The following is a 17,633-nucleotide window of genomic DNA, read 5'->3' as shown; positions in this document are numbered from 1 at the left end:
AACGACAACATGACCGGCGCAAGGGACAGGGCATGGACGGATTTACGGTAATCGACGCGGTGGTGGCTGCGGTCATCATCCTATCGGCCATCCTGGCGTGGTCCCGTGGCTTCGTGCGCGAATCGCTGGCGATCCTGGGGTGGATCGGCGCGGCCGTCCTGGCCTTCATCTTCGCAGCCGCGATGCGCCCGCTGATCGCGCAGCTGCCGGTCCTGGACCGCTTCCTGGGCGACAGCTGCGAACTGGCCACCATCGCCGGCTTCGCGGTGGTCTTCGCCCTGGCGCTCGTGGTGTTCTCGATCATCACGCCGCTTTTCTCGACGGTGGTGCAGCGTTCCGCCCTGGGCGGCGTCGATCAGGGGATGGGCTTTCTGTTCGGGGTGGCGCGCGGCATCCTGCTGGTCGCCATCGCCTTCATCGTCTATGACCGGGTGATGACCAGCCAGCAGGTCGAGGTGGTGGAAAACAGCCGATCGGCCCAGGTGTTCGAACGGATGCGCAGCCAGATGGACCAGCAGATCCCCGACGACGCGCCGGGCTGGATCGTCAGCCGCTACGAACAGATGGTGGCCGGCTGCACCGCCGCGGCCACCCCCTCGGCCCAGCAGACGCCCCCCGCCGCGGACTGAGGCGCGGGCGGCAAGACTGCCCGATGTGACGGCGCGGCGACGAAAAACCGCCCCTCGGGCTTGCGGGGGCGTGACTTCGCGGCCTGCCCGCACTACATGGAGCGGACAGCCCGACGCCATTCAGGACAGCCGCGATGCAACCATTCCTGGCCCATCCGTTCGATTCGGACCGCCTGCACGAAGAATGCGGCATCTTCGGCGTCATCGGGGTCGCGGACGCTTCCAACTTCGTGGCCCTGGGGCTGCACGCCCTGCAGCATCGCGGCCAAGAAGCCGGCGGCATCGTCGCCCATGACCCCGAAAGCGGCTTCAACAGCGCCCACCGCTTCGGCTATGTGCGCGACAACTTCACCAAGCCCGAGGTGATGGCCACCCTGCCCGGCCCGCTGGCGATCGGCCATGTGCGCTATTCCACCGCCGGCACCAAGGCCGCCACCGCGATCCGCGACGTGCAGCCCTTCTTCGGCGAATTCCACATGGGCGGCTGCGCCATCGCCCACAACGGCAACATCACCAATGCCGCCGCCCTGCGCCGCGAACTGATCGAGCGCGGCTCGATCTTCCAGTCCAGCAGCGACAGCGAATGCATCATCCACCTGATGGCGCGGTCCATCCAGCGCAATATCCCCGAACGGATGAAGGACGCCCTGCGCCGGGTCGAGGGGGCGTTTTCGGTGATCGCCATGACCCGCACCAAGCTGATCGGCGTGCGCGACCCGCTGGGCGTGCGCCCGCTGGTGCTGGGCAGGCTGGGCGACGACGGCTTCGTGCTGGCCTCCGAGACCTGCGCCCTGGACATCATCGGCGCCGAGTTCCTGCGAGAGATCGAGCCGGGCGAGATGGTGGTGATTTCGAAGGGGGCGGTCGAGACATCGCGCCCATTCGGGCCGTCGCGCGGCCGGTTCTGCATCTTCGAGCATGTCTATTTCTCGCGTCCCGATTCGATCATCGGCGGCCGGTCCGTCTATGAGACGCGCCGCCAGATCGGCGTCGAACTGGCGCGCGAGGCGCCGATCGAGGCGGATCTGGTCTGCCCCGTCCCCGACAGCGGCACCCCCGCGGCGATCGGCTATGCGCAGGAATCGGGCATCCCCTATGGCATGGGGATCATCCGCAACCAGTACATGGGCCGCACCTTCATCGAGCCGACCGAACAGATCCGCAACATGGGCGTGCGGTTGAAGCTGAACGTGAACCGGTCGCTGATCGCGGGCAAGCGCGTGGTGCTGGTGGACGATTCGGTGGTGCGCGGCACGACCAGCCGCAAGATCAAGGACATGATCCTGGATGCGGGCGCGGCCGAGGTGCATTTCCGCATCGCCTCGCCCCCGACCGCCTGGCCGTGCTTCTATGGCGTGGACACGCCCGACCGCGACAAGCTGCTGGCCGCGAACATGACACCCGAGGAGATGCGCGACTGGATCGGCGTGGATTCGCTGGCCTTCGTGTCGCTGGACGGCCTGTACCGGGCCGTGGGCGAGGCGCAGGGCCGCAACAACGCGCTGCCGCAGTATTGCGACGCCTGTTTTTCGGGCGATTATCCGGTTGCGCCGTTCGACCAGCTGGAACGCGGCTTCCGCATGAAGTCCGGCTCCGAGACGGCGCTGAGCCAGGCGGCCGAGTAGCTGCGTCCCGCGGCGGCTGGGGGACTTCACGTCCCCCAGACCCCCTGTGGGGTATTTCCGGCAAAGAAGAAGCCTCAGCCGACGATCCGCTCCAGCGGGTCGTAGCAGGCGGCATCCTGTCCCCATACGGCCTGGGCCAGCCTGTCGGGCTTGTGGCGCAGCCCGGTCAGGTCGATGCGGCTTGCCCAGCGGAAGCGGTTCACGATGCCTTCGGGATCCTTCAGGATGATCGGGCCGTCGTCCGACAGGGCCGCCCGGAAGATGATATCGACCTGGTGGAAGCCGGTTGCGGGGTCGTGGAATTCGTTGACCAGGATGGGCGGGCCGATGGTGACGGCAAGGCCGGTTTCCTCGGCGACCTCGCGGATCAGGTTCTCGGGCAGGGAGCGGCCGGCCTCGGCCCCGCCGCCGGGCAGGCACCACAGGTCGGACTGCCGGCCCGGATAGGCGTTGACCAGCAGCAGCCGGTCGTCGCGCAGGATCGCGGCACGCACCGCCAGGCGGGGCGGCGCCGGGCTCATCGGGTGATGCGGTTGACATGGCCCATCTTGCGACCCGGGCGGGGGGCGCCCTTGCCGTAGAGATGGACCTGGGTCATCGGCGCCCCGAGCAGGTCAGGAACGCGGGCCAGGTCGTCGCCGATCAGGTTTTCCATCGTGACATCGGCATAGCGCCTGCCGTCGCCCAGGGGCAGCCCGGCCACGGCGCGGACATGCTGTTCGAACTGGTCCACCGCACATCCCGCCTGTGTCCAGTGGCCGCTGTTGTGGACCCTGGGGGCGATCTCGTTCACGACCAGGCCCTGCGGGGTCACGAACAGCTCCACCCCCATGACGCCCACATAGTCAAGCGCATGGACGATCCGCGCGGCGATCAGCACGGCATCGGTGGTCACCCTGGCAGGCAGACCGCAGGGCACCGAGGTGCTGCGCAGGATGCCGCCCTCGTGGACGTTCAGGCCGGGATCGAAGGCGGCCGTCTGGCCGTCGGCGCCGCGCGCGATGATGACGCTGATCTCGGCCGAGAAATCGACGAAGCCCTCGAGGATCGAGGGCGCGCCGGTCCATCCGGCGGGGCCGTCGGCGATGCGCAACTGGCCCTTGCCGTCATAGCCCAGGCGGCGGGTCTTGAGGATCGAGGGGCGGCCGATGGCGCGTATCGCCGCGGGCAGGTTGGCTTCGGCCGGGACATCGGCAAAGGGGGCGGTCGCAAGCCCGAGCCCGTTCAGGAAGGTCTTTTCGGCCAGCCGGTCCTGCGACACGGCCAGGGCGCGGCGGCCGGGCCGGATCGGGCGCAGCGCCTCGAGCAGGTCGAGCGCCGAGGTCGGCACGTTCTCGAATTCGTAGGTGATGACATCCACGCTGGCGGCGAAGTCGCGCAGGGCGGTTTGGTCCTCGTAGGGGGCGTTCGTCACGCGCCAGGCCACGTCGCCCGCCGGCGCGGTGCCGGGCTCGTAGATGTGGCAGCGCAGACCCAGGCGGCTGGCGGCGACCGACAGCATCCGGCCCAGCTGGCCGCCGCCCAGGATGCCGATGCTGCGCACCTCACTCATCGCGCGGGGCCTGCGGGATCGAGATCGGACAGGGCCTGGCGCCAGTCGTCGAGGCGCCGGGCCAGGGCGGGATCGGACAGCGCCAGGATCCCCGCCGCCATCAGCCCCGCATTGGCCGCCCCGGCGGCGCCGATGGCCATGGTCGCCACCGGATAGCCCTTGGGCATCTGCAGGATCGAGTAGAGCGAGATCGACCCCGGACAGCGCCCGGGTCTGCACCGGCACGCCGATCACCGGCAGGCGGGTCTTCGAGGCCATCATGCCCGGCAGATGCGCCGCCCCCCCGGCGCCCGCGATGATCACCTTCAGCCCGCGTTCCACGGCCGTGCTGCCATAGTCCCACAGGCGGTCCGGCGTGCGGTGGGCGCTGACGATGCGGGCGTCGTAGCCGATGCCCAGGTCGTCCAGGATCGCCGCGGCCTCCTTCATCGTCGGCCAGTCGGACTGGCTGCCCATGATGATGCCCACAGGGTTTTGCGTCATTCCTGCCGATCCTGGCCGCGGTTTCCTGCGCAGGCCATAGCGCGCCGGGCGTCCTGCCGCAATCAGGCGATGATGTCGGGGGTAATCTCGTCCTCCAGCCGGGCGATCTGATCCTTGAGCATCAGCTTCTGCTTCTTCAGCCGCTGCAGCGCCAGCGAGGATGTCAGTTGCTGGGCCGACAGCGCCGCGATCGCCTCGTCCAGGTCGCGGTGTTCGCACCGCAGCGCCGCCAGCCTGGCGCGGATGATTTCGTCGTGGGACATCTCGTGGTGCATGGTCATCTGGCTTCGCTTGGCTCGACGCGTGTCTTTGCGTGGATTATAATCTCTTGCACGGCGCATGTTAACAGGATGCTTCGCAGAGCGTGGAACGCGCTGGCATTTTTGCCGCGTATCGGGGTCTGGAAGCCGGTTCAGGAAAGGGTCTGGTGGTGCAGGGTTTTCAGTATGTGGCGGCGGCTGTCATGGGATGGGCGATGGTCTTGGGCGGTCCGGCCCCGGCGCAGGTGGATGATCCGCAGATCTGCGTCAACCAGTGCCTCTACCACAACGGTCCCGCGTCGAACCCCGCCTATCATGCCTGCGTCGAACGGATGTGCAGCAGCGATCCCGCCGAGGCTGCGCCGCGCGAAGAACCCGCCCCGTCCCGCTGGCGGACCGAAAGCGTGCCTGGGGCCCATGCGGCGGTGATCGACATGGGCGGGCGGTCGCTGAACTACATGTGCCAGCAGGGCGGGCCGGCGCTGATCGGCGTCTCGGGCCTGGGCGGGGCGGCGGACGGCACGCGCATCAGCGTGGACGGGCGGGCCTTCGCCCTGCCCTTCGTGGCCCGCAACGGCATCCTTTACACCGCCGCCGATGCCGGATCGCCCCTGGTCGCGGCGCTGATGACGGGCAGCGGGGTCGAGGTCGTCTCGGGCGGCCGCAGCGGCACGTTCTCTCTGGCCGGTTCGCGCGCCGCCATCGCCCGAACCGCGGCCGCCTGCGGAATCCGCCCCTGAGCGGCCTTGCAAGCCGCTGGCCCGGCCCACATATTGACGGCAAGCGGATCGCCGCCACGGGGTCTGCAGAACAGTCGCTTGATCGAAACGGGGCTGAACATGACCAAGATCTCGCTGGGGGCGCATCCGTATCTTCTGGGCTTCGACCAGCTTGAACGGTTGGCCGAACGAGCCGCCAAAGGCGCCGAGGGCTATCCGCCCTACAACATCGAACATGTCGCCCCCGACGGGTTCCGCATCACGCTGGCCGTCGCCGGTTTCGCCGAACAGGATCTGTCGGTCACGACCGAGGACCGGCAGCTTGTCATCCGCGGCCGGATGGCCGATCCCGAAGCGGACCGCGTGTTCCTGCACCGCGGCATCGCAGCCCGCGCCTTCCAGCGCAGCTTCGTGCTGGCCGACGGGGTCGAGGTCGAGCGCGCCCAGATGGAGAACGGCCTGCTTCACGTGGACCTGAGACGGGTCCAGCCTCAGCAGGTCGTCCAGACCATTCCGATCAGCCGCAAGTAAAAGGGGATCATCATGGATACCAAATTCGACTTCGGCGGCATCGACGCCGAAAAGACCGTCTATATCCGGCAGGTCGAGACCCGCACCCTGCCGCACGAACTGCGCCAGCAGCTTGGCGGCATCGACAGCATGTACGCGGTGCATGACGCAGACGGGGAACGGCTGGCCCTTGTCCGGGACCGGCAGCTGGCCTTCGTGCTGGCCCGCCAGAACGAACTGACGCCTGTCAGCGCCCACTGACCCCTTCGCGGCGGGGCGGAACGTCCGCCTTGCCGCGAAGTCCCGTGCGCAGCGCCAGCACCGCCAGGATCGCGGCGAAGATGCAGACCTGATAGGTCAGCGCATGGGACAGGGCGGCCGGGTAGTCCCTGCCCCCCGCCCCGTTCAGGCGGACGAAGAACAGGCTGGACACGGCTGCGACACCGATTGCCACGCCCACCTGCTGGAAGGCCTGCATCCCCCCCGATCCCGCACCCGCGTCCCGCGCCGGCACCGCCTGCAGCACCGACTGGAACAGCGGCGAGATCGCCAGCCCCGCCCCGAAGCCGCAGACGGCCAGCGGCGGGATCAGCGTCGCGGCCGACAGATCCTGCGGCGGGTTGCCGGTCAGATGGCGCAGGAACACCATGCCCCCCAGCAGGGCCACCATGCCCGCCGCCATCCGGCCGGACATCCATCTCGTGCCGAACTGGCCGGTGACGTAGCTGCCCAGCATGATGCCCAGGGGGAACGGCGCGGTGGCCAGGCCGGACTGCATCGGGTCCAGCCCGAAGCCCGTCTGCAGATAGATCGCCAGCACCAGGAACATCCCCGGAATGGCCGAGAAATGCAGCATCACCATCAGCACGCCGGTGACATAGCCCGCGTTGCGCATCAGCGCGACCGGCAGCAGCTGCTCGCGCCCCTGACGCGCCAGCAGCACCTGCCGCCACACGAACAGGCCGCCCGCCGGCACCGCCGCGACGATCATGGCGATGCACCACCAGGGCCAGCCCAGCAGAGCGCCCTCGATCACCGGCAGCACCACCAGCACCACCGCCAGCGTGAACAGCGCCATCCCGATCCAGTCGATCCGCAGGCGCCGGTTCGACGACAGCGCGGGGATCCAGCGGCGCCCCGCCGCGATCACGAACAGCCCGATGGGCAGGTTCACCAGGAAGATCGGCCGCCAGTCCAGGCCCGCGATGTCCCAGGTGATCAGCGCGCCCCCCAGCAGCGGCCCGGTGACGCCGCCTAGGCTTGCCACCACCCCGGCCAGCGCGAAGGCGCGGGCCTTCTGGTCGGGCGGGAAGATCACGTGCATGATCGCCATGACCTGCGGCACCATCATCGCCCCGCCCACGCCCTGCAGCGCGCGCGACCAGATCAGCATCGGCATCGACTGCGCAAAGCCGCACAGCGCCGAGGCCAGCGTGAACAGCCCGATCCCCAGCAGGAACAGCCGCTTGCGCCCGAACTTGTCGCCAAAGCGGCCGAAAGGCAGAAGGCCGGCCGCGAAGGCCAGCACATAGGCGGCCGAGACCCATTCGATCTGGGCCGCCGTCGCCTGCAGGTTTTCGCGGATCGACGGCAGCGCCACGTTCACGATGCTGACGTCGATCAGGTTCATGTAGTTGGCCAGCAGCAGCAGCACCGTCGCAAGCCACGGGTTGAAGCCGGCGTCGCTTGCGGGCGAGGGGGACATGGACTGCCTTTCCTGAATCGGGTGAATGCCGCGGCCGATCTAGCCGCTTCGGTCGGGCAGGACCATCGCCAGCCCGATCCGGTCCTGATGGGGCCGGTAAACTTCCTGTGCGGCGGGATCGGGCCGCAGCAGATGCGTGGCGCCGTGATTGCGCGCGACAAGCGCCTGCCACAGCGCGGCGCGCGGTCCCTGGGGCAAGGGCAGGCGCAAGGGCGCCAGCACGGCCTCGCGGGGCGCATCGACGACCACGCCGGCGGGCGGCTGGACCAGCAGCGCGGCCCCCAGCCGCGCGGCCAGCGGCACGGCCATGTCCACCTCGGGCTGGGCCAGGGGCTGGACGGCCAGCACGGCGCCCGTGCCCCGGCCCCGGAACAGGGCGCGCAGGGCGTTCGGGGTGGGTCCGCTTCCGGGGCGGCGCAGCCCCTTGACCTTGCCCCCCAGCAGCGCCGGCTGGCCCCAGCGGTCGGTGACGGACAGCACCGCCACCACGCCCGACCCGTCCCGCAGGGCGATGTCCTGGCCGGGCTCGATCCCGGCGGCGAAGCCGGACCCGACCTGCAGGGCGAAAGGCAGCGGCCAGGGCCCGTCCTGCCCCTCGCGCGCGGCGCGATGGTCCTGTTCGGTCATGTAGCCGCGCAGCGGCGCAAATCCGCCCCCCAGCAGCAGGTCCAGTTCGACCGCCTGCCGCGCGTCCAGATCCCAGGCGGGCAGCCCTTCGGCCTCGGCCAGCATCGCGGCGGCGGCGTCGGGCGACAGGTAAAGCTCTGGCAGGGGGCAAGCCGGGTCATGCCGCCCGGCCTAGCGCAAGCGCCGCGGTTTGTCATCCCGGCGCGATCGGTGTAGGCAGCAGACCATCAGCGCCGCCCGGGGGCCCCATGACCAAGATCCGCGCCGTCATCTTCGACATGGACGGCTGCCCGGTGGACAGCGCGCCGATGTCGCTGCAGATCCTGGCCGACCTGGGCTTTCGCCCGAAACCTGCGCGGTGATGGAGGATTCGCCGCATGGCATGGCGGGCGCCCGCGCCGCCGGGATGCGGGCGTGGGGTTCACCGGCGGAAGCCATCTGGCCGGGATGCGGGACGACCACGCCCGGCGCCTGGCGCAGGCCGGGGCCGCAGCCGTGCTGCCCCGCCTGGACGGCATGACCGCCGCGCTTCTGGACCGCCCGGCAGAAATTTGACGCAGCCCGGCCGGTCAGCCACAAGAGCGGGGCAACCGCATGGGGGGAACATGAGCTTTCTGGGTATCGACCTTGGCACGTCCGGTCTGCGGGCGCTTCTGGTGGACGACGGCGGCAGGCCCCTTGGCGCCACCGAACGGCATTATCCCGTCAGCCATCCGCAGTCCGGCTGGTCCGAACAGGACCCCGCCGACTGGATCGCCGCGCTGACGGGCGCCGTCGCGGAACTGCGCGACCGCCACCCCGACTTCGCCGGCCTGCGCGGCATCGGCGTCGCGGGCCACATGCACGGCGCGACGCTGCTGGACGCGGGCGACCGGGTGATCCGCCCCTGCATCCTGTGGAACGACACCCGCAGCCACGCCGAAGCCGCGGTCCTGGACGCGACCCCCGGCGTGCGGGAACTGTCGGGCAACATCGTCTTTCCCGGCTTCACCGCCCCAAAGCTGGAATGGGTCCGCGCGCATGAGCCCGAGGCCTTCGCCCGCATCGCCCGGGTCCTGCTGCCGGCGGCCTATCTGAACCTGTACCTGACGGGCGAGCATGTCACCGACATGTCGGACGCGGCGGGAACCTCGTGGCTGGATACCGGGGCGCGCGACTGGTCGGACGCGCTGCTGGCGGCCGGCCACATGCGGCGCGACCAGATGCCCCGGCTGGTCGAGGGTTCGGCCCCGGCGGGCCATCTGCGCGCGGATCTTGCGCGGGCCTGGGGGCTGGCGCCGGGGGTTGTGGTGGCCGGGGGCGCGGGCGACAATGCCGCCGCCGCTTGCGGCATCGGCGCCCTGCGCGAGGGCCAGGGCTTCGTGTCCCTGGGCACCTCGGGGGTGCTGATGGCGGCGCGCGACCGATACCATCCGGCGCCGGAAACCGCGCTGCACACCTTCTGCCATGCGGTGCCCGCCACCTGGTACCAGATGGGGGTGATGCTGTCGGCGACGGACAGCCTCAACTGGCTGTCGCGGATCGCCGGGGTGCGGCCGGCGGACCTGACGGCGGGCCTGGGCGATGCGCTGCAGGCCCCGGGCCCGGTCCGTTTCCTGCCCTATCTGTCGGGCGAACGGACGCCCCACAACGACGCGACGATCCGGGGGGCCTTCACCGGCCTGGGATCGGGGACGAGCCGCGACGACCTGACCCGCGCGGTCCTGGAGGGCGTGGCCTTCGGGCTGCGAGACAGCCATCAGGCCCTGAGGGAGACCGGCGCGCGGTTGGACCGGCTGATGGCGATCGGCGGCGGCGCGCGGTCGCGCTACTGGCTGCGAGTGATCGCCACGACGCTGGACGCGACCCTGACCCTGCCCGCGGACGGAGAGTTCGGCGCGGCCCTGGGCGCGGCGCGGCTGGGCATGGCCGCGGCGGGCGGGGGCCGGCTGGACGACATCATGGCGCCGCCCGAGGTGGTCGAGGAAATCGCACCCGATCCCGCCCTGCGCGACAGCTTCGAGACCGCCTACCGCGCGTTCCGGGCCGCCTACCCGGCCATCCGCGGCGTGCAGTAGGGCCGCGCCCGCCGCCGGCCGGTCGCCCTGCCCCGCATCACATCTGCGGGGGCGGGGCGGGCTTTGGCGTTGGATCCGGCGCGGGCCGCGCTATCTAGGGCTGGGGGTTCATCCGCGGGCAGGATCGGGGATCAGGGACATGCGCTTCTGGGTTTCGTCACGGCGTGGCGGCTTTGGCGGTCTGCGCGGCGCTTGCCGCCGGGGCGGCGCTGGGCGTGGGCCAGGGCCAGGATGGCGACGACGCGCAGGTGCTGACCGCGCCGGTCGCGCGCGGCGACATCGAGGTGACGGTGCTGGCCCAGGGGACGCTCAAGCCGCGCAACCTGGTGGCGGTGGGCGCCCAGGCCTCGGGGCGGATCACCAACATCGCGGTGGAACTGGGCCAGACGGTGAAGCAGGGCGACCTGATCGCCGAGATCGACTCCGTCAACCAGCAGAACGCGCTGAAGTCGGCGCAGTCCGATCTGGCCGTGGCCCGGGCCCAGCGTGTCGAACGCGAGGCGACGCTGGATCTGGCGCTGCGCACGCTGGACCGGCTGGAAAAGCTGCAGCGGTCCAACCTGACGCTGCAGAACGACTTCGACACGGCCACCTCGGACGTGGCGGTGGCGCGCGCGCAGATCGAGGCGCTTGACGCCCAGATCGCCCAGGCCCAGGTCGCCATCGAGACGGCCGAGGCGAACCTGGCCTATACCCGCATCACCGCCCCCGGCGATGGCACCGTCCTGGCGATCACCGCCCAGCAGGGCCAGACCGTCAACGCGGCGCAATCCGCCCCCACCATCGTCGTGCTGGGCGACCTGACGCAGATGGAGGTCCATGCCGAGATCTCCGAGGCCGACATCGGCCAGGTCCGGCCCGGCCAGAAGGTCTGGTTCACCACCCTGGGCGCCCCCGACCGCCGCTACGAGGCCGTGCTGGAGGCGGTGGCCCCGGCGCCGGAATCCATCGTCAACGACCCCAGCCTGGGCGGCGCCACCGGGTCGGGCAGCGCCACGTCCGAGGCGATCTACTACAACGGCCGCTTCACGGTGCCCAACTCCGACGGGCTGCTGCGCACCTACATGACGGCCGAGGTCCACATCGTCCTGGGACAGGCGCAAGACGTGCTGACGGTGCCCTCGATCGCGCTTGGCGCGCCGGACGCCGACGGGCAGTACCGGCTGCAGGTGCAGGGCAGCGACGGATCGCTTCAGGAACGGGCGGTCAGCGTCGGGCTGAACGACAAGGTCATGGCCGAGATCACCGCCGGCCTGCAGGAGGGCGAGAGGATCGTGACGGGCAGCAGCGACGGGGACGGCGGGCCGTCGGGGCGCAACCCGCTGAGCGGGATGCGCGGGATGCGGGGCTGATCCGTGGACGGGCAGCCGATCATCCAGCTGTCGGGCATCGGCCGCAGCTATGTCCAGGGCGAAGGCAGCCTGACCGTCCTGCGCGGCGTGGACCTGTCGATCATGCCGGGGGAATACGTGGCGATCGTGGGCGCCTCGGGATCGGGCAAGACCACGCTGATGAACATCCTGGGCTGCTTGGACCGGCCCAGCACCGGCAGCTACCGCTTCGCCGGCCAAGACATCGGCGGCTTCGACAACACCGCCCTGGCGGCGCTGCGCCGCGAACGCTTCGGCTTCATCTTCCAGCGCTACCACCTGCTGCCGGAACTGACCGCGCTGGGCAATGTCGAGATCCCGGCCGTCTATCGCGGCGAAGCGGCCGCCGAACGCCGGGCGCGGGCGGCGCGGCTTCTGGACCGGCTGGGCATGGGCGCGCGGCTGGGCCACCGGCCCTCGGCGCTGTCGGGGGGCCAGCAGCAGCGGGTGTCGATCGCGCGGGCGCTGATCAACGACGCCAGCGTGATCCTGGCCGACGAACCGACCGGCGCCCTGGACAGCCGCAGCGGCGAGGAGGTTCTGTCCATCCTGGACGAACTGAACGGCGACGGGCGCACGATCATCGTCGTCACCCACGATCCCAAGGTCGCCGCCCGCGCCCGCCGCATCATCGAGATCAGCGACGGCCGCATCATCGCCGACCGCCGCAACCAGCCCGACCCCGCGCCCGCCCGGCGCGAACCGGCGCCCCGCCCCGTCCCCGCCCTGCCCGGCAGCGCCTTCCGCGAGGCGCTGCGCATGGCGCTTGTGTCGATGCGCGCCCACAAGCTGCGCAGCTTCCTGACCATGCTGGGCATCATCATCGGCATCGCCTCGGTCGTGTCGGTGGTGGCGTTGGGCGAAGGCTCTCGCCAGCAGGTTCTGGCCAACATCTCGTCCTTGGGGACGAACACGCTCGAGGTGTTTCCCGGGCGCGACTTCGGGGACATGCGGTCGGGCCGGATCAAGACGCTGGTGGCCTCGGACGCCGAGGCGCTGGCCCGGCTGCCCTTCGTGGCGGCGGCCACGCCCGGCACCGCGACCACCGCCACCGTCCGCTTCGGCGCGACCGAGGCCAATGCCCAGATCAGCGGCGTGGGCGACGACTACTTCACCGTCACCGGATCGGCCATCGTCGCCGGGCGCGGCTTCGACGCCCGGGCCATCGACCGCATGGCGCAAGAAGTGGTGATCGACACCAACACCCGCGACAGCCTGTTCCCCGGCCGCGAGGACGGCGGCGTGGGCCAGGTCATCTACGCCGGCAACGCCATGATGCGTGTGATCGGCGTGGCCGAGATCGCCTCGCGCGGGCCAGGCGCCAGCCAGACGCTGCGGCTCTATGCCCCCTATACGACGGTCCAGGCGCGCTATCTGGGCACCACGACGCTGTCCAGCCTGACGCTGCGGATCGCCGACGACGCCGACATGGCCGCCGCCGAGGCTGCCGTCACCCGGTTCCTGACCCAGCGGCACGGCACCAGGGACTTCTTCATCGTCAACACCGACCAGATCCGCCAGACCATCACCAGCACGACCGGGGCGCTGACCCTGCTGATCTCGGCCATTGCCGTCATCTCGCTGGTGGTGGGGGGCATCGGGGTGATGAACATCATGCTGGTGTCGGTGACGGAACGGGTGTCCGAAATCGGGCTTCGCATGGCCGTGGGCGCGCGGCGCGGCGACATCCTGCGCCAGTTCCTGATCGAGGCGGTGCTGGTCTGCATGATCGGCGGCGTGCTGGGGATCGCCGCGGCGCTGGGCTTCAACCTGCTGTTCGACCGGCTGTCCACCAGCTTCACGATGATCCAGTCGCCGGGCGCGATGATCGCAGCCCTGGTCAGTTCGACGCTGATCGGCGTCACCTTCGGCTTTCTGCCCGCGCGCAACGCGTCGCGGCTGGACCCGGTTGCGGCGCTCTCTCGGGGGTGACGCCGCGTCATGCGGCGGGGGACGTAAAATCTTCGTATCGGAAGGGTTTCGGGCAGAAAACCGTTGTGTCGCCCGGTCCAAACTGCACAAATGCGTCTGCACCACGACGGCGCCCCGAGGCGCCGCAGCAGTCTGGGAGGACACATGAACCTGACGAAGATGATGGCGGGGCTTTTCGCCGCCACGATCCTGTCTGCGCCAGCCTGGGCGCAGGACTATCCCGAACGCCAGATCACGATGGTCGTGCCATTCTCGGCCGGCGGACCCACCGACACCGTGGCGCGGCTGGTCGCCGAACGGATGTCGGCGGACCTGGGCCCGCAGATCGTGATCGAGAACATCGGCGGCGCCGGCGGCACGCTGGGCGCGGCCAATGTCGCCAAGGCGGAACCCGACGGATACACGGTGCTGCTGCACCACATCGGCATGGCGACCTCGGACACGCTGTATCGCAACCTGCCCTACGAGACGCTGGACGCATTCGAATATGTGGGCCTCGTGACCGAGGTGCCGATGGTGGTCACCGCCCGCCAGGATTTCGAGCCCGAGGACTTTCCGGCCTTCATCGAATACGTCAAGGCCAATGCCGACGGCCTGACGCTGGCCAATGCCGGCATCGGCGCGGCCAGCCACCTGTGCGGGATGCTGCTGATGCAGGCGCTCGAGGCGCAGCTGGTCACCGTCCCCTACAAGGGCACCGGGCCGGCGATGACCGACCTGCTGGGCGGCCAGGTCGACATCATGTGCGACCAGACCACCAACACCACCCAGCAGATCAAGGCCGGCACGATCAAGGCCTATGCCGTGACCACGCCGGAACGTCTGGAGCTGTTCCCCGACCTGCCCACCGCCACCGAAAGCGGGCTGGATACGATGCAGTTCGGCATCTGGCACGGCATCTACACCCCCAAGGGCACCCCGGCCGAGATCAACCAGCGCCTGTCGGAATCGCTGCAGAAGGCCCTTGCCGACGAGGGCGTGATCAAGGCCATGGCCGACCTGGGCACCGCGCCCTCGCCGGCCGAGGATGCCACCCCCGAGGCGCTGAAGGCCAAGCTGGAATCCGAGATCGCCCGCTGGAAGCCGGTGATCGAGGCCGCGGGCGTCTATGCCGACTGACCCATGTGCCCGCCGCCGCTCCGTGCGGCGGCGGCGGGCCATCTGACACGCGGGGGACCATGTCCACGAAACCGAAAGACGGCACGGATATCGCCGCGGGCCTGCTGTTCATGGCCATCGCGGCCTTCTTCGCCTGGCAGGGATGGGGCCTGGAGATGGGAACCTCGCTGCGGATGGGGCCGGGCTATTTCCCGATGGTCCTGTCCGGCCTGCTGTTCATCCTGGGCGCGGTGACCCTGTTCAAGGCCTTCGGGCGCGCGGATGACGAACCCATCACCCGCTTCGCCTGGCGGGGCATCCTGTTCATCCTGCCCGCGCCGATCTTCTTCGGCCTCACCGTCCGCGGCCTGGGCTTCGTGCCCGCGCTGTTCGTCACCACGCTGATCGCGTCGCAGGCCTCGGTGCGGATGCGCCCGCTGCCGGCGCTGATCCTGGCCGTCACGGTCACGATCCTGGCGACGCTGGTGTTTTCCTATGGCCTGGGCCTGCCCTTCCGGCGCTTCGGCCCCTGGCTGCCGTGGTAGGGGCGCGCGCATGGATCTGATCTCGAACCTGGCGATGGGCTTCGGCGTGGCTTCGTCGCTGGCGAACCTGGGGTTCTGCCTGATCGGGGTGCTGCTGGGCACGCTGATCGGCGTGCTGCCGGGCATCGGCGCCACCGCCACCATCGCCATGCTGCTGCCCATCACCTTCCAGCTTGAACCGGTATCGTCGCTGATCATGCTGGCGGGCATCTATTACGGCGCGCAATACGGCGGCTCGACCACCGCCATCCTCATCAACATGCCCGGCGAAAGCAGTTCCGCCGTGACCGCCATCGACGGCTATCAGATGGCGCGCAAGGGGCGCGCGGGCACCGCCCTTGCCACCGCCGCGCTGGGGTCGTTCTTCGCGGGCAGCGTGGCGACCTTCCTGGTGGCGATCTTCGCCCCGCCCCTGACCACCATCGCCCTGAAGTTCGGCGCGGCCGAATATTTCAGCCTGATGGTCATGGGCCTGGTGATGTCGGTGGCGCTTGCCCACGGATCGGTGCTGAAGGCCCTTGCGATGGTGGTGCTGGGCCTGCTTCTGGGCATGGTCGGCACCGACGTCTATACCGGCGCGCCCCGCTTCACGATGGGCATGACCCAGTTCGCGGACGGGCTGAACTTCGTGGCCGTCGCCGTCGGCGTCTTCGGCATCGCCGAGATCCTGCGCAACCTCGAAGACGAACACGACCGGCAGGTGATGACCAAGAACATCAGCCGTCTGTTCCCCACCCGCGACGAGTTCCGCCAGATGGTCGGTCCCGTCCTGCGCGGCACCGGCATCGGCTCGGTCCTGGGGATCCTGCCGGGGGGCGGGGCGATCCTGGCCTCGTTCGCCTCCTACACGATCGAGAAGAAGGTCTCGAAGACCCCCGAGGAATTCGGACAGGGTGCGCTTGCCGGGGTGGCGGGTCCCGAATCCGCCAACAATGCGGGGGCGCAGACCAGCTTCATCCCGCTTCTGACGCTGGGCATCCCCGCCAACCCGGTGATGGCGCTGATGATCGGGGCCATGATCATCCAAGGCATCGTGCCGGGGCCGAACGTGGTCAGCGAACAGCCGCAGCTGTTCTGGGGCATCATCGCGTCCATGTGGATCGGCAACCTGATGCTGGTAGTGCTGAACCTGCCCCTGATCGGGCTGTGGGTGAAGCTGCTGACCGTGCCCTATTACGTGCTGTTCCCGATCATCATGGCGATGTGTTCGATCGGCGTCTATTCGGTCAACTCGAACCCCTACGACCTGTTCGCGGTCGCCTTCTTCGGACTGCTGGGCTATGTCCTGTCCAAGCTGCGCTGCGAACCCGCGCCGCTGCTGCTGGGCTTCGTGCTGGGCCCGCTGCTGGAAGAAAACCTGCGACGGGCGATGATCCTGTCACGCGGCGACCCGACAACCTTCGTCACCCGCCCGATCAGTGCGGGCCTGCTGATCCTGTCGCTGGCGATCCTGGTGCTGGTCTTTCTGCCCCAGATCCGCCGTCGCCGGGACGAGGTCTTCACCGAAAGCGATGCCTGACCCAACAAGGAGGACACGACCATGCCCACCCTGACCCGCCGGATCCTGCTGGGCTCTGCCCTGGCGCTTGGCCTTGCCGGGGCCGCCGCGGCCGAGTTCCCGGAACGCCAGATCACCCTGGTGATCCCCTTCGCCGCCGGAGGCTCCACCGATGTCGTGGGCCGCATCGTCGCCGAACGGATGAGCCAGGAACTGGGCCAGCAGATCGTCGTCCAGAACGTCGGCGGCGCCGGCGGTTCGCTGGGCGCGCAGCAGGTCGCGCAGGCGGAGCCCGACGGCTACACGATCCTGATGGGGACGGTCGCAACCCACGCGCTGAACCCGCTGATCCTGAAGCAGAAGCCCTATGACCCGGTGGCCGACTTCGCGCCGGTGTCGCTGCTGGTGCTGGTGCCGAACGTGCTGGCGGTCCATCCCGACGTGCCCGCCCAGACCGTTCAGGAACTGATCGACCTGGCGAAGCAGGAACCGCTGGCCTATGCATCGTCCGGCAACGGCACGCCGCTGCACCTGTCGGGCGAGCTGTTCAAGGCCATGGCCGGGGTCGAGATCGACCACATCCCCTATCAGGGATCGGGCCCGGCGCTGACGGACGTGCTGGGCAACCAGGTGCCGATCATCTTCGACAACCTGCCCTCGGCCTCGGGCCATATCTCCAGCGGCAAGCTGCGCGCCCTGGGGGTGACCACGGCGGAACGCGCGCCCAGCTTCCCCGACGTGCCCGCCATCGCCGAAACCCTGCCCGGCTACGAGACCTACAGCTGGAACGCGCTGTTCGCCCCCGCAGGCACCCCGCCCGAGGCGATCGAGGCGCTGGCCGCAGCCGCCCGGACCGCCATGGCCGATCCGGCCGTGGCCGACCGGATGGCGAAGTTCTCGGCCACGATCGTCGCCTCGACCCCCGAGGAACTGGCCGATCACGTCACGGCCGAGATGGCCAAGTGGGAACCCGTGGTCCGCGATGCCAACGTCGCCCTGGATTGAACCAACTGCGCCCACGGG

Annotated in this window: 18 protein-coding genes and 1 pseudogene; 13 read left to right on the top strand and 6 right to left on the bottom strand. The window is 69.7% G+C overall.

The features are described from left to right. Positions 1 to 32: 32 nt before the first annotated feature. Together ACZ1HC_RS10345 and purF are read left to right on the top strand one after the other, a co-directional pair. Positions 33 to 629, top strand: coding sequence for a CvpA family protein (locus tag ACZ1HC_RS10345; RefSeq protein WP_472699903.1), 597 nt, complete (start codon positions 33 to 35; stop codon positions 627 to 629). Between the two features lie 134 nt (positions 630 to 763). Then, positions 764 to 2,254 carry an amidophosphoribosyltransferase gene (gene purF / locus ACZ1HC_RS10340; protein WP_472699902.1) on the top strand — a complete coding sequence of 497 codons (1,491 nt, stop codon included), beginning with the start codon at positions 764 to 766 and terminating at the stop codon, positions 2,252 to 2,254. 74 nt (positions 2,255 to 2,328) lie between these two features. Here purF and ACZ1HC_RS10335 read toward each other — a convergent pair whose 3' ends face one another. The 4 genes and pseudogenes from ACZ1HC_RS10335 to ACZ1HC_RS10320 form a co-directional block, all read right to left on the bottom strand. Then, complete coding sequence (locus tag ACZ1HC_RS10335) at positions 2,329 to 2,775, bottom strand: NUDIX domain-containing protein (RefSeq protein ID WP_472699901.1); 447 nt, start codon at positions 2,773 to 2,775, stop codon at positions 2,329 to 2,331. Further along, entirely contained in the window at positions 2,772 to 3,806 is a 1,035-nt protein-coding gene (locus ACZ1HC_RS10330; protein ID WP_472699900.1) for a 5-(carboxyamino)imidazole ribonucleotide synthase, read from the bottom strand. Before ACZ1HC_RS10330 ends, ACZ1HC_RS10335 begins: the two co-directional genes overlap by 4 nt. Continuing rightward, positions 3,799 to 4,289: pseudogene (gene purE, locus ACZ1HC_RS10325) on the bottom strand (5-(carboxyamino)imidazole ribonucleotide mutase). Before purE ends, ACZ1HC_RS10330 begins: the two are co-directional and overlap by 8 nt. Positions 4,290 to 4,351: 62 nt before the next feature. Next, positions 4,352 to 4,570, bottom strand: a complete 219-nt coding sequence (locus tag ACZ1HC_RS10320) for a YdcH family protein (RefSeq protein ID WP_472699899.1) — start codon at positions 4,568 to 4,570, stop codon at positions 4,352 to 4,354. 149 nt (positions 4,571 to 4,719) lie between these two features. On the opposite strand from ACZ1HC_RS10320, the gene ACZ1HC_RS10315 reads away from it, so the two are divergent. The 3 genes from ACZ1HC_RS10315 to ACZ1HC_RS10305 all read left to right on the top strand — a co-directional run bounded on the left by ACZ1HC_RS10315 (position 4,720) and on the right by ACZ1HC_RS10305 (position 6,039). After that, a complete protein-coding gene (locus ACZ1HC_RS10315; RefSeq protein ID WP_472699898.1) occupies positions 4,720 to 5,289 on the top strand; it encodes a hypothetical protein in 570 nt (189 codons plus the stop codon). 99 nt (positions 5,290 to 5,388) lie between these two features. Further along, on the top strand, positions 5,389 to 5,799 hold the full coding sequence (locus tag ACZ1HC_RS10310; protein WP_472699897.1) for an Hsp20 family protein: 411 nt from the start codon (positions 5,389 to 5,391) through the stop codon (positions 5,797 to 5,799). 12 nt (positions 5,800 to 5,811) lie between these two features. Next, positions 5,812 to 6,039, top strand: a complete 228-nt coding sequence (locus ACZ1HC_RS10305) for a DUF1150 family protein (protein WP_472699896.1) — start codon at positions 5,812 to 5,814, stop codon at positions 6,037 to 6,039. On the opposite strand, the gene ACZ1HC_RS10300 is transcribed toward ACZ1HC_RS10305, so the two are convergent. Together ACZ1HC_RS10300 and ACZ1HC_RS10295 are read right to left on the bottom strand one after the other, a co-directional pair. After that, positions 6,026 to 7,483: an MFS transporter gene (locus ACZ1HC_RS10300; protein WP_472699895.1), complete on the bottom strand. Its 1,458-nt coding sequence runs from the start codon at positions 7,481 to 7,483 to the stop codon at positions 6,026 to 6,028. The two genes, ACZ1HC_RS10305 and ACZ1HC_RS10300, sit on opposite strands and share 14 nt — an antisense overlap. Before the next feature lie 39 nt (positions 7,484 to 7,522). Further along, a complete protein-coding gene (locus ACZ1HC_RS10295; protein ID WP_472700823.1) occupies positions 7,523 to 8,254 on the bottom strand; it encodes a bifunctional sulfate adenylyltransferase/adenylylsulfate kinase in 732 nt (243 codons plus the stop codon). A 270-nt stretch (positions 8,255 to 8,524) separates the two neighbouring features. On the opposite strand from ACZ1HC_RS10295, the gene ACZ1HC_RS10290 reads away from it, so the two are divergent. The 8 genes from ACZ1HC_RS10290 to ACZ1HC_RS10255 all read left to right on the top strand — a co-directional run bounded on the left by ACZ1HC_RS10290 (position 8,525) and on the right by ACZ1HC_RS10255 (position 17,615). Beyond that, on the top strand, positions 8,525 to 8,665 hold the full coding sequence (locus ACZ1HC_RS10290) for a hypothetical protein (RefSeq protein ID WP_472699894.1): 141 nt from the start codon (positions 8,525 to 8,527) through the stop codon (positions 8,663 to 8,665). 50 nt (positions 8,666 to 8,715) lie between these two features. Next, positions 8,716 to 10,167, top strand: coding sequence for a xylulokinase (gene xylB / locus ACZ1HC_RS10285; RefSeq protein WP_472699893.1), 1,452 nt, complete (start codon positions 8,716 to 8,718; stop codon positions 10,165 to 10,167). Between the two features lie 164 nt (positions 10,168 to 10,331). Then, on the top strand, positions 10,332 to 11,519 hold the full coding sequence (locus ACZ1HC_RS10280) for an efflux RND transporter periplasmic adaptor subunit (protein ID WP_472699892.1): 1,188 nt from the start codon (positions 10,332 to 10,334) through the stop codon (positions 11,517 to 11,519). Between the two features lie 3 nt (positions 11,520 to 11,522). Continuing rightward, positions 11,523 to 13,469: a MacB family efflux pump subunit gene (locus ACZ1HC_RS10275; RefSeq protein WP_472699891.1), complete on the top strand. Its 1,947-nt coding sequence runs from the start codon at positions 11,523 to 11,525 to the stop codon at positions 13,467 to 13,469. Between the two features lie 144 nt (positions 13,470 to 13,613). After that, on the top strand, positions 13,614 to 14,588 hold the full coding sequence (locus tag ACZ1HC_RS10270) for a tripartite tricarboxylate transporter substrate-binding protein (RefSeq protein WP_472699890.1): 975 nt from the start codon (positions 13,614 to 13,616) through the stop codon (positions 14,586 to 14,588). A gap of 59 nt (positions 14,589 to 14,647) precedes the next feature. Beyond that, complete coding sequence (locus ACZ1HC_RS10265; RefSeq protein ID WP_472699889.1) at positions 14,648 to 15,112, top strand: tripartite tricarboxylate transporter TctB family protein; 465 nt, start codon at positions 14,648 to 14,650, stop codon at positions 15,110 to 15,112. 10 nt (positions 15,113 to 15,122) lie between these two features. After that, entirely contained in the window at positions 15,123 to 16,631 is a 1,509-nt protein-coding gene (locus ACZ1HC_RS10260) for a tripartite tricarboxylate transporter permease (protein WP_472699888.1), read from the top strand. Positions 16,632 to 16,652: 21 nt separating this feature from the next. Further along, positions 16,653 to 17,615: a Bug family tripartite tricarboxylate transporter substrate binding protein gene (locus tag ACZ1HC_RS10255; protein ID WP_472699887.1), complete on the top strand. Its 963-nt coding sequence runs from the start codon at positions 16,653 to 16,655 to the stop codon at positions 17,613 to 17,615. Positions 17,616 to 17,633: the final 18 nt, after the last annotated feature.

The organism is Paracoccus sp. BR5-17 (assembly GCF_055693925.1).
Note: the sequence above shows the minus strand (reverse complement) of the source record. Positions and strands in the feature narration are given on the sequence as shown.

Excerpts from the sequence above, each read along its gene's own strand:
- ACZ1HC_RS10305 (WP_472699896.1), top strand. The coding sequence starts at position 5,812 with ATGGATACCAAATTCGACTTCGGCGGCATCGACGCCGAAAAGACCGTC.
- ACZ1HC_RS10260 (WP_472699888.1), top strand. The coding sequence starts at position 15,123 with ATGGATCTGATCTCGAACCTGGCGATGGGCTTCGGCGTGGCTTCGTCG.
- ACZ1HC_RS10335 (WP_472699901.1), bottom strand. The coding sequence starts at position 2,775 with ATGAGCCCGGCGCCGCCCCGCCTGGCGGTGCGTGCCGCGATCCTGCGC.
- purF (WP_472699902.1), top strand. The coding sequence starts at position 764 with ATGCAACCATTCCTGGCCCATCCGTTCGATTCGGACCGCCTGCACGAA.
- ACZ1HC_RS10270 (WP_472699890.1), top strand. The coding sequence starts at position 13,614 with ATGAACCTGACGAAGATGATGGCGGGGCTTTTCGCCGCCACGATCCTG.
- xylB (WP_472699893.1), top strand. The coding sequence starts at position 8,716 with ATGAGCTTTCTGGGTATCGACCTTGGCACGTCCGGTCTGCGGGCGCTT.
- ACZ1HC_RS10265 (WP_472699889.1), top strand. The coding sequence starts at position 14,648 with ATGTCCACGAAACCGAAAGACGGCACGGATATCGCCGCGGGCCTGCTG.
- ACZ1HC_RS10300 (WP_472699895.1), bottom strand. The coding sequence starts at position 7,483 with ATGTCCCCCTCGCCCGCAAGCGACGCCGGCTTCAACCCGTGGCTTGCG.
- ACZ1HC_RS10320 (WP_472699899.1), bottom strand. The coding sequence starts at position 4,570 with ATGACCATGCACCACGAGATGTCCCACGACGAAATCATCCGCGCCAGG.
- ACZ1HC_RS10310 (WP_472699897.1), top strand. The coding sequence starts at position 5,389 with ATGACCAAGATCTCGCTGGGGGCGCATCCGTATCTTCTGGGCTTCGAC.
- ACZ1HC_RS10255 (WP_472699887.1), top strand. The coding sequence starts at position 16,653 with ATGCCCACCCTGACCCGCCGGATCCTGCTGGGCTCTGCCCTGGCGCTT.
- ACZ1HC_RS10330 (WP_472699900.1), bottom strand. The coding sequence starts at position 3,806 with ATGAGTGAGGTGCGCAGCATCGGCATCCTGGGCGGCGGCCAGCTGGGC.
- ACZ1HC_RS10345 (WP_472699903.1), top strand. The coding sequence starts at position 33 with ATGGACGGATTTACGGTAATCGACGCGGTGGTGGCTGCGGTCATCATC.